11 protein-coding genes and 1 pseudogene are annotated in these 16,292 nt (G+C 72.7%); 7 read left to right on the top strand and 5 right to left on the bottom strand.

The window, feature by feature from the left end; translation table 11 throughout:
• Nucleotides 1-300 precede the first annotated feature (300 nt).
• A complete protein-coding gene (locus E1258_RS19445; RefSeq protein ID WP_132403208.1) occupies nucleotides 301-981 on the bottom strand; it encodes a hypothetical protein in 681 nt (226 codons plus the stop codon).
• Between the two features lie 69 nt (nucleotides 982-1,050).
• On the opposite strand from E1258_RS19445, the gene E1258_RS19440 reads away from it, so the two are divergent.
• Genes E1258_RS19440 through E1258_RS19430 form a run of 3 tightly spaced genes read left to right on the top strand, consistent with a single transcriptional unit; the run spans nucleotide 1,051 to nucleotide 5,596 of the window.
• The gene (locus E1258_RS19440; RefSeq protein WP_132403205.1) at nucleotides 1,051-3,669 is read left to right on the top strand and encodes a valine--tRNA ligase; all 2,619 of its coding nucleotides are present in this window, start codon (nucleotides 1,051-1,053) and stop codon (nucleotides 3,667-3,669) included.
• A gap of 53 nt (nucleotides 3,670-3,722) precedes the next feature.
• The gene (locus E1258_RS19435) at nucleotides 3,723-5,054 is read left to right on the top strand and encodes a folylpolyglutamate synthase/dihydrofolate synthase family protein (RefSeq protein ID WP_132403217.1); all 1,332 of its coding nucleotides are present in this window, start codon (nucleotides 3,723-3,725) and stop codon (nucleotides 5,052-5,054) included.
• A complete protein-coding gene (locus tag E1258_RS19430) occupies nucleotides 5,051-5,596 on the top strand; it encodes a DUF4233 domain-containing protein (protein ID WP_371688643.1) in 546 nt (181 codons plus the stop codon). Before E1258_RS19435 ends, E1258_RS19430 begins: the two co-directional genes overlap by 4 nt.
• Before the next feature lie 99 nt (nucleotides 5,597-5,695).
• Here the strand turns inward: E1258_RS19430 and E1258_RS19425 are convergent, their stop codons facing one another.
• Nucleotides 5,696-7,048, bottom strand: coding sequence for a VOC family protein (locus E1258_RS19425; protein ID WP_132403202.1), 1,353 nt, complete (start codon nucleotides 7,046-7,048; stop codon nucleotides 5,696-5,698).
• A 143-nt stretch (nucleotides 7,049-7,191) separates the two neighbouring features.
• Here E1258_RS19425 and ndk point away from each other — a divergent pair, with 143 nt between their 5' ends.
• Complete coding sequence (gene ndk, locus E1258_RS19420; protein WP_132403199.1) at nucleotides 7,192-7,617, top strand: nucleoside-diphosphate kinase; 426 nt, start codon at nucleotides 7,192-7,194, stop codon at nucleotides 7,615-7,617.
• 46 nt (nucleotides 7,618-7,663) lie between these two features.
• Here ndk and sigJ read toward each other — a convergent pair whose 3' ends face one another.
• Nucleotides 7,664-8,677 carry an RNA polymerase sigma factor SigJ gene (gene sigJ / locus E1258_RS19415; RefSeq protein ID WP_243715560.1) on the bottom strand — a complete coding sequence of 338 codons (1,014 nt, stop codon included), beginning with the start codon at nucleotides 8,675-8,677 and terminating at the stop codon, nucleotides 7,664-7,666.
• On the bottom strand, nucleotides 8,626-9,066 hold the full coding sequence (locus E1258_RS19410) for a carboxymuconolactone decarboxylase family protein (protein WP_132403196.1): 441 nt from the start codon (nucleotides 9,064-9,066) through the stop codon (nucleotides 8,626-8,628). The genes sigJ and E1258_RS19410 overlap by 52 nt, the downstream gene beginning before the upstream one ends.
• Before the next feature lie 218 nt (nucleotides 9,067-9,284).
• Here E1258_RS19410 and E1258_RS19405 point away from each other — a divergent pair, with 218 nt between their 5' ends.
• From E1258_RS19405 to E1258_RS19395, 3 genes are all read left to right on the top strand, one after another.
• On the top strand, nucleotides 9,285-10,853 hold the full coding sequence (locus E1258_RS19405) for an alkaline phosphatase (protein WP_132403193.1): 1,569 nt from the start codon (nucleotides 9,285-9,287) through the stop codon (nucleotides 10,851-10,853).
• A gap of 359 nt (nucleotides 10,854-11,212) precedes the next feature.
• The gene (gene ileS / locus E1258_RS19400; RefSeq protein WP_132403190.1) at nucleotides 11,213-14,392 is read left to right on the top strand and encodes an isoleucine--tRNA ligase; all 3,180 of its coding nucleotides are present in this window, start codon (nucleotides 11,213-11,215) and stop codon (nucleotides 14,390-14,392) included.
• Between the two features lie 311 nt (nucleotides 14,393-14,703).
• Nucleotides 14,704-15,405 (top strand): 1-acyl-sn-glycerol-3-phosphate acyltransferase, encoded by a 702-nt coding sequence (locus tag E1258_RS19395; protein WP_132403187.1) that lies wholly within the window; start codon nucleotides 14,704-14,706, stop codon nucleotides 15,403-15,405.
• A 135-nt stretch (nucleotides 15,406-15,540) separates the two neighbouring features.
• Here E1258_RS19395 and E1258_RS19390 read toward each other — a convergent pair.
• Nucleotides 15,541-16,292: pseudogene (locus E1258_RS19390) on the bottom strand (hypothetical protein); the annotation flags it as partial.

Raw genomic sequence — 16,292 nt, 5'->3', positions numbered from 1 at the left:
CCGAACCCGGAAGCTAAGCCCTCCAGCGCCGATGGTACTGCACTCGGGAGGGTGTGGGAGAGTAGGACACCGCCGGACATTCTTTCCGGTCGAGGGCTGCCCCAATGGGGGTGGCCCTCGACTGCGTGGTTGTGGGTTGCGGTTTCAGGGTCATCCTTGTGGGGGTGACCCTGAACCGTTCCCAGGAACCGGAGGTCGGATACCACTGAGCAACCGGGATGGTGGACTGCGACGGACAAGAGGACAGCGGCCCATGGCCCCTCGGGACGCCCCGGTAGCCGTCGGGAATCCTGATCTGGATCAGGAGCGACTCTGAATCTCCTCGCGCATCTGACGCAGCAGGTCACCGGCGGATTCCACCGGACGGCCCGGAAACATCGCCATCGCGACGCTGCCGTGGTCCGCCCAGCCGCAGATCGCGAAGTCGCCGCCCTCGCCGCTGGTCGTACCGCACTTCATCACCCCGCCGAGCCGGCCGGGGGGAACCTCCCGCAGGCCGGTGACTTTCCCGGTCTCGTCCGTCATCAGGCGGAACAGGGTGTCGAGGTCGCGTTCCGGCTGCCAGAGCAGGGTGGTGCCGCCGAAGACGAGCACCGCCCGCTTGTCGTCCGCCGGGTCGCGGTAGACGGTGCCGAAGCTGCGGTCCAGGTCGATGTCGGCGGACAGCCCGTCGCGCAGGTAGTCGGCGGTGCTGCGCGCGCGTTCGCTGTCGTCCCGCTGGAGGCCGGCGACGGTGGCGGGGCTGGACAGTTCAGCGTCCTTCTGCTGAGCCACCCGCCAGCCGGCGACGCCGAGCGCACCCACCCCGGCGAGGCCGGCCGCCAGCACCACCGCGAGGACGACCAGCCGGCGCCGGGACCGCGAAGAGCGCCCGGGAGCGTCCTGCGGGTCCCGGTTGCCGAGCCGGATCGGTTCCTCGGTGAGGTCGATCGGCTCGGGCTCGCCGGCGAGCGAATGCTCGGTGAGATGCGCGTCGGACATAGCCGACACCGTACGCGAACAACAGGTGGTGCACGTCAGGTCGGCAGAAGCGCTCCGTAGACTTTGAGGGTGACCGAGAGACTGGATGCCCGACGCCCCGACGCCCCGACCCTCTCCGCCCAGTATCAGCCGGGCGAAGTGGAGCAGCGACGGTACGAGCAGTGGGTAGCCGGCGGCCGGTTCCGGGCGTCGGCCCAGAGCGACAAGCCCCCGTTCACCGTGGTCATCCCCCCGCCGAACGTCACCGGTTCGCTGCACATGGGCCATGCGTTCGAGCACACGCTGATGGACGCGTTGACCCGTCGCAAGCGGATGCAGGGCTTCGAGGCGCTCTGGTTGCCGGGCATGGACCACGCCGGCATCGCCACCCAGAACCTGGTCGAGCGGCAGCTGGCGAACGAGGGCCTGTCCCGCCACGATCTGGGTCGCGAGAAGTTCGTCGAGCGGGTGTGGCAGTGGAAGGCCGAGTCCGGCGGCGCGATCCTGGGTCAGATGCGCCGCCTCGGCGACGCCGTCGACTGGAATCGCGAGCGCTTCACCATGGACGCCGGCCTCTCCCGGGCCGTGCAGACCATGTTCAAGAAACTCTTCGACGACGGATTGATCTACCGGGCCAACCGGATCATCAACTGGTGCCCCCGTTGCCTGACCGCGCTGTCCGACATCGAGGTCGAGCACACCGACGACGACGGCGAGTTGGTCTCGATCCGGTACTCCGACGACGTGGTGGTCGCCACCACCCGGGCCGAGACGATGCTCGGCGACACCGCAGTGGCGGTGCACCCGGGCGACGAGCGGTACCAGCACCTGATCGGCACCGAGGTCGAGGTGCCGCTTACCGGCCGGCATATCCCGATCGTGGCCGACGAGCACGTCGACCCGAGCTTCGGCACGGGCATGGTGAAGGTGACCCCGGCGCACGACCCGAACGACTTCGAGATCGGCCAGCGGCACGCCCTGCCGGCCTTGACGATCATGGACGAGCGTGGGGTCATCACCGCCCCCGGCCCGTTCCAGGGCTTGGACCGGTACGAGGCCCGGCCGGCGATCGTCGCGGCACTGCGCGAGCAGGGCCTGATCGTGGCCGAGAAGCGGCCGTACGTGCACGCCGTCGGCCACTGCTCGCGGTGCAAGACCACGGTCGAGCCGCGGCTGTCGTTGCAGTGGTTCGTCAACACCGCCCCGCTGGCCAAGACGGCCGGTGACGCGGTGCGCGACGGCCGGGTGAAGATCGAGCCGGCCGAGCTGGCCAAGAGGTACTTCGCCTGGGTCGACAACATGCACGACTGGTGCATCTCCCGCCAGCTTTGGTGGGGCCACCGCATCCCCGTCTGGTACGGCCCGGACGGCGAGATCGTCTGCGTTGGCCCCGACGACGAGCCGCCGACCGGCACGGGCTGGCACCAGGACGAGGACGTGCTGGACACCTGGTTCTCCAGCGGCCTGTGGCCGTTCTCCACCCTCGGCTGGCCCGAGCAGACCCCGGACCTGGCGAAGTTCTACCCGACCAGCGTCCTGGTCACCGGGTACGACATCCTGTTCTTCTGGGTCGCCCGGATGATGATGTTCGGCCTGTACGCGATGGACGGCCGGCAGCCGTTCGACGTGGTCGCCCTGCACGGCATGGTCCGTGACGAGCACGGCAAGAAGATGTCGAAGTCGTTCGGCAACGTGGTCGACCCGCTGGACTGGATCGACCGGTTCGGCGCCGACGCGACCCGGTTCACCCTCGCCCGGGGTGCCAACCCCGGCCAGGACGTCCCGGTGAGCGAGGACTGGTGCCAGGGCTCCCGTAACTTCTGCAACAAGCTCTGGAACGCCACCCGCTTCGCGTTGATGAACGGCGCGCACGTCGACGGCCCGTTGCCGGCGGCCGGGCAGCTCTCCACCGTCGACCGGTGGATCCTGTCCCGGCTGGCGTACGTCACCGCCGAGGTGGACGAGCAGTTCGAGGCGTACGAGTTCGCGAAGGTCTGCGATCTGCTGTACCACTTCGCGTGGGACGACGTCTGCGATTGGTACGTGGAGCTGAGCAAGCCGGTGCTCGCCGAGGGCGGCCCCGGGGCCGACGCCACCCGCCGGGTGCTCGGGCACGTGCTCGACCAGCTGCTGCGGCTGCTGCACCCGGTGATCCCGTTCGTCACCGAGGAGCTGTGGACCGCGCTCACCGGCGGGGAGACGGTCATGACGGCCGCCTGGCCGGTCGCCGACCGTACCGGAATCGACGACGCCGCGGAGGGCGAGGTCGGCACCGTCCAGCGGGTGGTGACCGAGATCCGGCGCTTCCGGTCCGACCAGGGCCTGCGGCCCACCCAGCGGGTGGTCGCACGGCTCGACGGCCTGACCGGCGCGGGCATCGCCGGCCACGAGCGGCTGATCCGGTCGCTGGTCCGGCTCGACCCGCCCGGCGACGACTTCCAGGCCAGCGCCACCCTCACCATGCCCGGCGAGGTGAGCGTCGCGCTGGACACCCGGGGGTCGATCGACGTGGCCGCCGAGCGCGCCCGGCTCGCCAAGGACCGCGCGGCGGCCGAGAAGGAGGCCGCCCAGGCCCGGGCGAAGCTGGACAATCCGGCGTTCGTCGGAAAGGCCCCGGAACCGGTGGTCGCCAAGATCCGGGACCGGCTGGCCACCGCCGAGGCCGACCTGGTCCGCATCGACGCCGCACTGGAGGCGCTCCCCTCGTGACTGACCGCACCGATAGCACCGACCGCACCGACCGCGCCCGTGGGGGCGGCGGCGTGCACCGCGGCGAGTTCGCCGCGGTCGACGCCGAGCTGGCCGGGCGCGGCTTCACCCGTGTGCACTTCGAGCTGGAGCGCATCGAGACGCTGCTCGACCTGCTCGGTAGCCCGCAGCGGGCGTACCCGTCGATCCACCTCACCGGGACCAACGGCAAGACCTCGACCGCCCGGATGATCGACTCGCTGCTGCGGGCGTTCGGCCTGCACACCGGCCGCTACACCAGCCCGCACCTGGACAGCGTCCGGGAGCGGATCAGCCTCGACGGGGAGCCGGTCGGCGAGGAACGCTTCGTGGCCACGTACCGCGAGGTGACGCCGCTGGCCGAGCTGGTCGACCGGCGCTCCGCCGAGCCGCTGACGTACTTCGACATGACGACGGCGCTGGCGTTCGCGACGTTCGCCGACGCCCCGGTGGACGTCGCGGTGGTCGAGGTGGGGCTCGGCGGCGCGGAGGACGCCACGAACGTGATCCAGGCCGGGGTGGCGGTGCTCACCCCGATCGGACTCGACCACACCGAATGGCTGGGCGACACGCTCCAGGACATCGCCCTGCACAAGGCCGGGATCATCCACAAGGGAGCCACGGTCGTCTGCGCGGCGCAGGAGGAGGAGGCCGCCCGGCCGATCCTGGAGCGCTGCGCCGAGGTCGGCGCGACCGTCGCCCGCGAGGGGTCCGAGTTCGGCGTGCTGCGCCGGTCGGTCGCCGTCGGCGGCCAGGTGCTGAACATTCAGGGGCTCGGCGGGGTGTACGAGGAGGTGTTCGTCCCGCTGCACGGCGCGCACCAGGCGCAGAACGCGGCGGTTGCGCTCGCTGCCGTGGAGGCGTTCCTCGGTGCGGGGACGAATCGGCAGCTCGACGTCGAGACCGTACGGGAGGGCTTCGCCACCGTCAGCTCGCCCGGCCGGCTGGAGAAGGTGCGCACGGCCCCGACGGTCCTGCTCGACGGCGCGCACAACCCGCACGGCATGGCCGCCACGGTGACCGCGTTGCAGGAGGAGTTCGCGTTCAGCAAGCTCGTCGGCGTGCTCGCCGTCCTCGGCGACAAGGACGCGGCGGGTCTGCTGGAGCTGCTGGAGCCGGTCCTCGACTCCCTGGTGGTGACCCGCAACTCCTCGCCCCGGGCGATGCCGGCCGAGGAGCTGGCCGCGCTGGCCCGGGAGGTCTTCGGGCCGGAGCGGGTGGAGGTGGCCGAGGAGATGCCCGACGCGATCGAGGCGGCGGTCGCCGAGGCCGAGTCCGACGTGCCCGGTGAACTGGCCGGGGTCGGCGTGCTGATCACCGGGTCGGTGGTGACCGTGGCCGACGCCCGCCGGCTGTTCAAGCGATGACGCCCCCCGACGAGGGCCGCCCGGCCCTCGAGGAGCGTCCATCGTCTCCGGTGGGCGGTGGCGCGGGCCCATCGTCTCCGGTGGGCGGTGGCGCGGGCCCATCGTCTCCGGTGGGCGGTGGCGCGGGCCCGGCGGACAGTGGGACGGGTTCGGTGGGCGGTGGCCCGGTGGGTGCCGGGCCCGGGGGTGCGCCGGGGCAGCGGCGTTCCGGGCTGCGCAACCCCGAGGGGGCGGTACGGGGCCTGGGCGCGGGAACGCTCGGCCTGGAGGCGCTGGTGCTGCTGCTGGCGATCCAACCAATCCGGGTGGTCGGCGGCGAGCTCAGCGGCGCGGCGATCGCGGTGATCGTGGCGCTGGCCGTGACGGCGGTGGTGCTCGCCGGGACGATGCGCCGCCCGTGGGCGTGGCACGCCGGCACCCTGCTCCAGGGGGCACTGATGCTCGCCGGGCTGCTGCACTGGTCGCTGCTGGCGCTGGGGATCATCTTTGCGCTGGTCTGGGGGTACGCCCTGCACGTGCGCCGGGTGATCCTCGGCCGCTGAGCCGTCCGGCCCCCGTCGACCGTCCACGGCGGTGCGGCGGGCGTTAAGCGGGGCCCCCTGCTCTACCGAAAGCGTTAACAGGGGGCCCTTCCTTGCACCTCAAGCGTCGGCGCGGGTGCGCCACTGGGTGAGGGCCACGCCGTGGCCGTCCGGGTCGCGGAAGGCCGCCGCCCACACCTCCAGCTTGGTGCCCCGGTTGACCACCCGCGGGGCGTACGTGAAACGGACGCCGGAGTCGCGCATCCGCTCGTACGCGCCCTGGATGTCGTCGACCTCCAGGTTGACGTGGACGAGGCGGCGGCTCATGGGGGCCGCGCCGGCGACCTCGCGCAGCACCAGCCGGGTTGCCCCGGAGGCGAGCACGGCGTTGCCGGAGCCCCGGTCGACCTCGGTGAAGCCGAGGGTGTCCCGGTAGAACTCCAGCGAACGGCCCAGGTCGGTGACCAGCAGCGTGATGCCGACCCCGCTGATCGGGGCGGCCGTGTCGGCGGGCCCGGCCTCCGGGTCGTAGCCGAAGATCGCCTCGTCCAGCTCGGCCTGGTCGAGGGGCGGCCCCGACCGGGTTCCCGGGTCGTCCAGCGGCACGTCGATCGGGTCGGCGGGCGGGCCCGCGTCGATCGTCTCCACCGGCACGGTCGGATCGAACCGCTCCTCGGCCGGGGTGCGGGGGGCCGGGGTGGCCCGGCGGAGCAACTGGCCGGCGGGCTCCACCAGCGTCCCCTCCAGCACGACCGGGCCGCCCGGGCGGTGGTGCACCACGACGGGCTCCCGGTCCTCCGGCAGCGGGCGGAGGTCGTCGTGCGCGGGGCCGAGGTCGTCGTGCGTAGGGCCGAGGTCGTCGTGCGCAGGGCGGAAACCGTCGCGCAGGGGGTCGGGTGCGGGCGCCTCGCGCGGTTCGTCGTGGAAGTCGTCGTCCGGCGCGCGGTCGGCCCACGGCGGGGCCTCCTGCTCGATGAGCACCTCGTCGACGGGGTCGGCCATGGCGAACTCGGGCGGCAGGTCGGCGGTCGCCGCGGCGGCGGTCTCGGCGTGGGTGGGCACGTCGTCCCAGAGGACCCGGACGTGCCGCTGGTCGTCCAGGGCCACCCGGATCGGCAGGGCCTGGCCGATCGACGGCCACTTCGCCACCGGCACCCGCGGTTCGATGATCTTTTTGGACCGGGGCGGCATTCCGGGCGCGTCGATGACCAGTTGCAGCTCGCAACGGCCGAACGCGTACGCGGTGGGCGGCTCGGACGCGCTGTGCACGTGCCCGACGCCGACCACCCAGGTGCGACCGCCGCCGCGCACGGTGGCCAGTGCGATCGCCAGCACCACCAGCGCCACGCCCAGCGCCACGATCGCCCAGCTCGTCATGCCCAGCCCGAACAGGACCACGAAGGTCGCCACGGTGCCCAGCACCGCGGCGATGAGCTTGCGTACCGGCGCGATGGGTCGGTTCCCGTTCGCCACAGTGGACCTCCCAGGGGTCAAGGGCCAGGCTAGGCCGGATCGGCGACCCGGGGAAAGAGCAGCCGCCGCGCCGGTGCCGGGACCGGGTCGCTAGGCTGACCGTACCCAGCCGAGCCGTCTTCCGCGCACAGGAGGAATTCAGCGTGTCCAGCAGCAGCCCGGACGAGCGCACTCTCGTCCTGATCAAGCCCGATGCGGTCCGCCGTGGGCTGGTCGGCGAGATCCTCTCCCGCTTCGAGCGCAAGGGCCTGCGGATCGACGCCATGGTGTCCCGGACGATGGACGGCGACTTCGCAGACCAGCACTACGCCGAGCACGTCGACAAGCCGTTCTACCCGCCGCTGAAGGGCTTCATGACCGGCGGCCCGCTGGTCGCCCTCGTGCTCGCCGGCGACCAGGTCATCGAGGTCGTGCGCGGGATGATCGGGAGCACCGACGGCCGCCGGGCCGCCGCCGGCACCATCCGTGGCGACTTCTCCCTGTCGAACCGGGAGAACCTGGTGCACGCCTCCGACTCGGTCGACAGCGCCAAGCGCGAGATCGCACTCTGGTTCCCCGAGCTGGGCTGACGGGTTTTCCGACGACGCGGGCGGTGGGGCGGGGAGCCACCCCGGCTCACCCCGTCAGCCGGGCGAGCTTCTCCGGGTTGCCGACGACGTACAGGCCGGTGATCCGGCCGCCGGCGGCAGCCGCGCTGAGCGCGTACCGCCGGCCGTCCGGCCAGTGGATGACCGCTCCCGGCCAGCCGTTGAGTTCGGCCGGGACCACCCGGGGCGGCTGGCGGCGGGACCCGTGGATGCCGGCGAAGAAGCGGGCGACCCGGTCCGCCCCGCGTACCGGGTTGCGGGCCGACCGGACCCGCCCGCCGCCATCGGTCCACGCCGTGACGTCGGCGGCGACCAGGTCGGCCAGCCGCGCCAGGTCGCCGTCACGGGCGGCGGCGAGGAACGCGTCGAGCAGCCGCCGCTGCTCGGCCGGGTCCGCGGTGAAGCGGCGGCGATCCTCGGCGATCCGGTCCGTCGCCCGGTGGTGCAACTGCCGGCAGTCCGCCGCCGACCGGTCCAGGATGCCGGCGATCTCCGCGAACGGCAGCGCGAACGCGGTGCGCAGCACGTAAACGGCGCGTTCCGGCGCGGTCAGCCGCTCCAGCAGGTGCAGCAGCGCGAGGGAGAGCGAGTCGCGCAGCTCCGCGTGCTCCAGCGGCCCGAACGGCGAGGGCGCGGTGGCCACCGGCTCGGGCAGCCACGGGCCGACGTACGTCTCCCGGGCGGCCTGCCGGGCGCGCAGCCGGTCGATCGCGAGCCGGGTGACCACCCGGGACAGGTAGCGGCGCGGCTCGGCCACGGCGGCCCGGTCGGCGCCGAGCCACCGCAGGTACGCGTCCTGGAGCACGTCCTCGGCGTCGTGCAGGCTGCCGAGCAGCCGGTATGCCAGCCCGAGCAGCATCGGCCGGTGCGCGTCGAGCGCGTCGGCCGCCCGCGCCGCGTCGGCTGTCGTCGCCCCGGCCGACTCCGTCACCGCGGCCGGCGCGCGGCTGGACCGGCTCTCGGTCCCGGCCAGCCGCGCCCCCGCCGCCGTCACTCGTCTGTCGACGGGCGGCGCCGGGTGGCCGCTACGATCCGGTTCCACACGTTGATTGTGGCGATCGCGACCGTCAGGTCCGCGAGTTCCCTGTCCGACCAGACCTTCGCGGCGGAGTCCCACACGTCGTCGGGCACCCCGTGCTCGCCGAGGCGGGTGAGCGCGTCGGTGAGCGCGAGCGCGGTGCGTTCCCGCTCGTCGAAGAAGGGCGCCTCCCGCCAGGCGGCCACGGCGAACAGCCGGCGACTGGACTCGCCGGCGGCGAGGGCGTCCCGGCTGTGCATGTCCACGCAGAACGCGCAGCCGTTCAGCATGGACGCCCGGAGCTTCACCAGCTCCAGCACGGTGTGGTCGACGTTGTCCCGGGCGTAGCGCTCCAGCCCGGACACCGCCCGGTACGCGTCCGGCGCCACTGCCGTCAGGTCGATCCGGCTCATCGTGTCCTCCCGTCGTCGGGTGCCTGCACCTGCGACGACGGCCGGCGGGGCCCGGATGTGACGGCTCGCGGTGTGACGCGCGTCATCCCGGCCGCGCGCGGGTGTCGGCGGGGCCCCGACTGGTCAGCCGGGCTTCCCCCGCCGGCCATCCGGGCCGCCGCAACAGCACACCTGCCCCCGGTACACCACTGGTGACCAACTTCCCGTGGAGGGGACAGATGACTTCTCTCGACCGACGTACCCTGCTGCGCGCCGGCCTCGCCACCGGGGCGGGCCTGGCCGGCGGCGCGCTGTTCGGCGTGCCCGGCGCCCAGGCGGCCCCGCTGGCCGGCGCGCCCGCCTGGCGGCCCTCCGGCCGGCCGGTGCTCACCCACGGCGTGCAGAGCGGCGACGTCACGGCCGAGTCGGCGCTGGTGTGGACCCGCGCCGACCGGCCGGGCCGGATGTGGGTGGAGGTGAGCCGCCGGCCCGACCTGCGCGGCGCGCGGCTGCTGCGCGGCCCGGTGCTCGACCCGTCCGCCGACCTCACCGGCCGGGTGCGGCTGCGCGGCCTGCCGTGCGGGGAGCGGCTGCACTACCGGGTGTCGGTGGAGAGCCTGGACCGGCACGGGGTGCGCAGCGAGCCGCTGGTCGGCTCGTTCGCCACCGCGCCCGGCGCGCACGGCCGGCGGGGGGTGCGGTTCGTCTGGACCGGCGACATCGCCGGACAGGGGTGGGGCATCGCCCCCGACTTCGGCGGGATGCTGATCTTCCAGGCGATGCGGGCGGTCCGCCCGGACTTCTTCCTGTGCAGCGGCGACACCGTGTACGCCGACGGGCCGCTCGCCGAGACGGTGACCCTGCCCGACGGCCGGATCTGGCGCAACCTGGTCACCCCGGAGAAGAGCAAGGTCGCCGAGACCCTCGCCGAGTACCGGGGGCAGTACGCGTACAACCTGCTCGACGAGCACCTGCGCGCGTTCGTCGCCGAGGTGTCGCAGGTCAACCAGTGGGACGACCACGAGGTCACCAACAACTGGTACCCCGGGGAAGTCCTGACCGACGCCCGGTACACGGAGCAGCGGGTCGACGTACTGGCCGCTCGGGCCCGGCAGGCGTTCGGCGAGTGGCTGCCCGTGCCGGCGGGCGGGCCGCTGTACCGGAAGCTGTCGTACGGGCCGCTGCTCGACGTCTTCGTGCTGGACATGCGCACCTACAAGGACCCCAACGACGGCAACACGTACGCCGACCCGAAGCGCGGCCTGCTGGGCCGGGAACAGCGGGACTGGCTGGTCCGGGAGCTGAAGCGGTCCCGGGCGACGTGGAAGGTGATCGCCAACGACCTGCCGATCGGCCTGGTGGTGCCGGACGGGTCGGCGCAGGAGGGCGTGGCACAGGGCGACCCCGGCGCGCCCGCCGGGCGGGAGCTGGAGTTCGCCGAGGTGCTGGGCGCGGCACACCGGGCCGGGGTGACCGGAATCGTGTTCCTCACTGCCGACGTGCACTACACGGCGGCGCACCACTACGACCCGGCGCGGGCGGCGGTGGCCGACTTCACCCCGTTCTGGGAGTTCGTCTCCGGTCCGGCGCACGCCGGCGCGTTCGGGCCGAACGCCCTGGACGGCACGTTCGGCCCGAAGGCGGTCTACGTGAACGCCCCGCCGCGGGCGAACATGTCCCCGGCCGAGGGCTTCCAGCACTTCGGCGAGGTGGCCATCGACGGGGAGTCGGGCGCGTTCACGGTGCACCTGCGCGACCGCGAAGGCGTCTCGCTCTGGACCACCACCCTGCCCGCCCCGGGCCGCTGACCTGACCCGGCCTGATCTTGAGCAGTTGCCGTCCGAGCCGAACGGCAACTGTTCAAGGTCAGGCGGGCGGGGCGGCGTTTAGTCGGCGGCGGGGGGCCGGGGCGATCGCGTATTGTTGGGTGATCAGGCGACGACCCGGCCATCACCGGCGAGCCTCCGGAAGAACAGCCGGCGCGATCCGGCCCAGTAGAACCGGACGGGTCCGGCCCGTCACAGCCGGCAACGAGCGGGTGGTCGATCCTGGCCGCCAAGCGGGGTGGTACCGCGGGCCTGCCCCGGGCGCCGGCAACGGCGTACCGGAGAAGGCTCGTCCTCGCAGACCCACACATGAGTGAGCTGCGCGAGGAGAGCGACCCCCGATGGCCTATCCGTTGCACGACCCGACCGCCGCCGGTGTCCCGGCGAGCCCCGACCTGCCCGCGGTCGAGCGCCGGGTGCTGGAGCACTGGGCGGCCGACAAGACCTTCGAGGCCAGCGTCGAGGCCCGTCCCGCCGGAAAGGACGGGAAGAACGAGTACGTCTTCTACGACGGCCCGCCGTTCGCCAACGGCCTGCCGCACTACGGCCACCTGTTCACCGGGTACGTCAAGGACGCGGTGCCGCGCTACCAGACGATGCGCGGGCGGCACGTCGAGCGGCGCTTCGGCTGGGACTGCCACGGCCTGCCCGCCGAGGTGGTCGCCGAGAAGCAGCTCGGCATCACCAGCAAGGCGGAGATCCTCGACCTCGGCGTGGCCCGGTTCAACGAGGCGTGCCGCACCTCGGTGCTGGAGTTCACCCAGGACTGGGAGCGGTACGTCACCCGGCAGGCCCGCTGGGTCGACTTCGCCAACGACTACAAGACCCTCGACCTGGACTACATGGAAAGCGTCATGTGGGCCTTCAAGACCCTGCACGACAAGGGCCTGGTCTACGAGGGCTTCCGGGTGCTGGCGTACTGCTGGCGGTGCGAGACTCCGCTGTCGAACACCGAGACCCGGATGGACGACGTCTACCGGGACCGGCACGACCCGACGCTGACGGTGTGGTTCGAGCTGACCGCCGACGAGTCCGCGCCCGAGTTGGTACGCGGCCCGGTGCGCCTCGGCGTGTGGACCACCACGCCGTGGACCCTGCCGTCGAACCTGGCGCTCGCCGTCGGCCCCGACATCGAGTACGCGGTGCTTGAGCACCGGGGTTCCCCCGACAGCGAGCGCAGGGGCGACCGGTACGTCGTCGGCGCGGCGCGGCTGGGCGCGTACGCCAAGGAACTGGAGGGGTACGAGCGGGTCGGCACCGTGTCCGGCCGGGACCTGGTCGGCCGCCGCTACACCCCGCTGTACGACTTCCTCGTCGAGCGGGCCGGCGAGAACGCGTACCAGGTGCTGGGGGCGGAGTTCGTCACCACCGAGGACGGCACCGGGATCGTCCACCTCGCCCCGGCCTTCGGCGAGGACGACCAGAACGTCTGCAACGCCGCCGGCATCCCGACCGTCGTCACCGTGGACGACCACACCCGGTTCACCGCGCTGGTCCCGCCGTACGCCGGCGAGCAGGTCTTCGACGTCAACAAGCCGGTGATCCGGGAGCTCAAGGAGCGGGGGGTGGTGCTGCGGCAGGACACCTACACCCACTCATACCCGCACTGCTGGCGCTGCGACACCCCGCTGGTCTACAAGGCGGTGTCGTCGTGGTTCGTCGCGGTGACCCGGTTCCGCGACCGGATGGTCGAGCTGAACCAGCAGATCAACTGGACGCCCGGGCACATCAAGGACGGCTCGTTCGGCAAGTGGCTGGCCAACGCCCGGGACTGGTCGATCAGCCGCAACCGGTTCTGGGGCTCGCCGATCCCGGTATGGAAGTCCGACGACCCGACGTACCCGCGCCTGGACGTGTACGGCTCCCTCGACGAGATCGAGCGGGACTTCGGCGTACGGCTGACCGACCTGCACCGGCCGGCGGTCGACGAGCTGGTCCGCCCCAACCCGGACGACCCGACCGGGCGATCGATGATGCGCCGGGTGCCGGAGGTGCTGGACTGCTGGTTCGAGTCCGGCTCGATGCCGTTCGCCCAGGTGCACTACCCGTTCTCCAACCGCGACTGGTTCGAGCACCACTACCCGGGTGACTTCATCGTCGAGTACATCGGGCAGACCCGCGGCTGGTTCTACACCATGCACGTGCTGGCCACCGCGCTGTTCGACCGGCCGGCGTTCCGCAACTGCCTCAGCCACGGCATCCTGCTCGGCTCCGACGGGCGCAAGATGTCCAAGAGCCTGCGCAACTACCCGGACGTCTACCACGTCTTCGACTCGTACGGCTCCGACGCGATGCGGTGGATGCTGATGTCCTCGCCGGTGCTGCGCGGCGGGGACATGCCGGTCACCGAGGGATCGATCCGGGACGCCGTCCGGCAGGTGTTGCTGCCGTTGTGGAACGTCTGGTACTTCTTCTCGCTCTACGCCAACGCCGACTCGTACACCGCGAAGCGGCGGGTGGATTCCACCCACCTGCTCGACCGGTACGTGCTGGCGAAGACGAACGAGTTGGTCGCCACGGCGCAGGGGCAGCTCGACGCGTACGACATCTCGGGTGCCTGTGCGACCGTCCGGTCGTTCCTCGACGCGCTTACCAACTGGTACGTCCGCCGGTCCCGCGACCGGTTCTGGTCCGGTGACGCCGAGGCGTTCGACACCCTGTGGACGGTGCTGGAGACGCTGTGCCGGGTGGTGGCGCCGCTGGCGCCGCTGACCGCCGAGGAGATCTGGCGCGGCCTCACCGGGGAGCGGTCGGTGCACCTGACCGACTGGCCGGCGGCCGAGGAGTTCCCCGCCGACCACGACCTCGTCGCGGCGATGGACGCCGTCCGGGACGTCTGCTCGGCGGCGCTGTCGCTGCGCAAGGCCAAGGGGCTGCGGGTGCGGCTGCCGCTGTCGCGGCTGACGGTGGCCTCGCCGGTGGCGGCGCAGCTACGCCCGTTCGCCGACCTGGTCGCGGACGAGGTCAACGTGAAGGCCGTGGAGTTCTCCGAGGAGGTCGCCAGCTACTGTCAGCAGGTGCTGACGGTGGTGCCCCGGGCACTCGGCCCCCGGGTCGGCAAGCAGGTGCAGCAGGTGATCAAGGCGGTCAAGGCGGGGGAGTGGGAGCTGGTCGACGGCGTCCCGGTCGCCGCCGGGGTCACCCTCGCCGAGGGCGAGTACGAGCTGCGCCTGGTCGCCGCCGACGCCGAGCACTCCGCGCCGCTGCCCGGCGGTGAGGGCGTGGTGGTGCTCGACACGGAGGTCACCGCAGAGCTGGCCGCCGAGGGGCTGGCCCGTGACGTGGTGCGGGTGGTGCAGCAGGCCCGCCGGGACGCCGACCTGGACGTCTCGGACCGGATCGCGCTGACGCTGTCGGCCTCGGCGGAGGTCCGGGCGGCGGTGTCGGCGTACCGGGACTTCGTGGCCCGGGAGGTGCTCGCCGACTCGGTCGACGTGGCGGAGGAAGACGCCGGCCTCGCCGGCTTCACCGGCGAGGTCGGCGACGGCGAGGGAGTGACGGTCGCGGTCCGCCGCGCCTGAGCCGGGTGCAAGGAGGGGCCCCCTGTTAACGCTTTCTGTAGGGGGCCCCTGTTAGCCGCCCCGAGCCGCGCCGACCTACCCGGGCCCGCGGCCACCGGGACGTGCTCTCGACCGCACCGAGCCGTCGCCGGCCACGCAGCGGGCGGGCGACCACCCGTGCGGGCGGGCTGGACCGCGTCGGCTAACGTGACATCGCCCGTACCAGCACGACCGCCGGTACCGGCACGACTACCGTCCCGCACGACCGCCTGTCCCCGTACGATCGACCGTCACCGCTCGACCGACTGTCCCAGCACGACCCCGGAGGACCAGTGCCGCTGCTCTACACCATCGGCAAGCTCACCGTGGCACCCACGCTCCGGTTGGCCTTCCGACCGACCGTGGAGGGTCTTGAGCACATCCCGGAGACGGGCGGCGCGATCTTCGCGGGCAACCACCTCTCGGTCGCCGACGAGCTGTTCCTCGGTACGGTCGTGCCCCGGCATCTGGCGTTCTGGGCCAAGTCGGAGTACTTCAAGGGCACCGGTGTGAAGGGTGCCGTCTCCAAGTTCGTGCTCACCGGCCTGGGGGCGATCCCCGTCGAGCGGGCCGGCGGTCGGGCCGCCCTGTCCGCGTTCGACGCGGCGATCCCCGCCCTGCGGGGCGGCGACCTGGTCGCCGTCTACCCGGAGGGGACGCGCTCGCCGGACGGCCGGCTCTACCGGGGACGCACCGGTGCCGCCCGGCTGGCGGTCGCGGCCGGCGTGCCGATCATCCCGGTCGGCATGATCGGCACGGACAAGGCCCAGCCGATCGGTGCCCGGGTGCCCTGGCCCGGCAAGGCGAAGATCGTCGTCCGGTTCGGCAAGCCGCTGGACTTCACCGGCCGCCCCGACGACCGGACCTCGCTGCGCGAGATGACCGACGAGCTGATGAGCGAGATCCAGAAGCTCACCGGCCAGGAGTACGTCCCGCGCTACGCGCCGCTACGCGCCCACCCGCTGGCCAGCGGCGAGTCCCCGACCGGGGCCTGATTCCTCGGCCGGCAGCCCGTTGACGGACGGTATTCCTCGGCCGGCAGCCCGTTGACGGACGGTATTCCTCGGCCGGCAGCCCGTTGGCGGACGGTATTCCTCGGCCGGCAGCCCGTTGACGGACAGTGGCGGGCGTCACGCCACGCCGGAGCCCACCTGATCCGGGGTGATGATCCGTTCGCGCATCACGTCCAGCAGCCGGGCGCTGTCGTCGACGGAGAGCTGGGTGAAGATCCCGGTGGTGAGGCTGCCGTGGTCGACCGAGGTGCACACCACCACGTCGGTGCCGTCGAGCGCGCCGATGGCGCAGCGGGCGAACCTGCCCCGCACGTCGGTGTCGACTACCTGCGGATCGCCGAGCTGGTATCGCTGGGTGAGCCGGGCCAGTTCGTCGTCCGCGTCGCCTTCCGGGGTCAACCGGAAGCCGGTGCCGCCGAACACGGTGACGGGCTTGCCGGTCGACGAGGCGTACACGCCGGCGAAGGTGTCCTCGGCCAGCAGGTGTGCCTCGCGCATCTCGGTCTCCAGCTGCTTCGCGGCGGTCTCGCTGCGGGTGTCCTCACGCAGCGACAGGTCGGCGATCTGCGCCGGCAGCGCCGCCTTCGCCGGGTACTGCTCCCACATCGGCTTGAGCCAGTACGCGGGGCAGCCGCAGCAGCAGGCGATGCTCAGCAGCAGCACCCACGGCCAGCGCCGCCGGCGTCGGCGGGCCTTCGGCGCGGGCGGGGGCGGCGTGGGCCGGTGCTGCCGAGCAGGCGGTGGCGGCGACGCCGGGCGGGCCACGGGCGGCGACGACACCTGACGGGCCGGGGCCGGTGACACCTGGCGGGCAGGCGGCAGCGGCCGGGCCGCCGCCGGCGGCACCGGCCGGGCGGCCGGGGGCGGGC

It is taken from the genome of Micromonospora sp. KC207 (genome assembly GCF_004348615.1).
Lineage (GTDB): Bacteria > Actinomycetota > Actinomycetes > Mycobacteriales > Micromonosporaceae > Micromonospora.
The sequence above is the reverse complement of the archived record's forward strand: the minus strand, read 5'-3'. Positions and strand labels throughout refer to the sequence as shown.

Coding starts and splice junctions, on each gene's coding strand:
- E1258_RS19410 (WP_132403196.1), bottom strand. CDS start 9,066: ATGAGCCGGATCGACCTGACGGCAGTGGCGCCGGACGCGTACCGGGCG.
- E1258_RS19405 (WP_132403193.1), top strand. CDS start 9,285: ATGACTTCTCTCGACCGACGTACCCTGCTGCGCGCCGGCCTCGCCACC.
- E1258_RS19445 (WP_132403208.1), bottom strand. CDS start 981: ATGTCCGACGCGCATCTCACCGAGCATTCGCTCGCCGGCGAGCCCGAG.
- ileS (WP_132403190.1), top strand. CDS start 11,213: ATGGCCTATCCGTTGCACGACCCGACCGCCGCCGGTGTCCCGGCGAGC.
- E1258_RS19430 (WP_371688643.1), top strand. CDS start 5,051: ATGACGCCCCCCGACGAGGGCCGCCCGGCCCTCGAGGAGCGTCCATCG.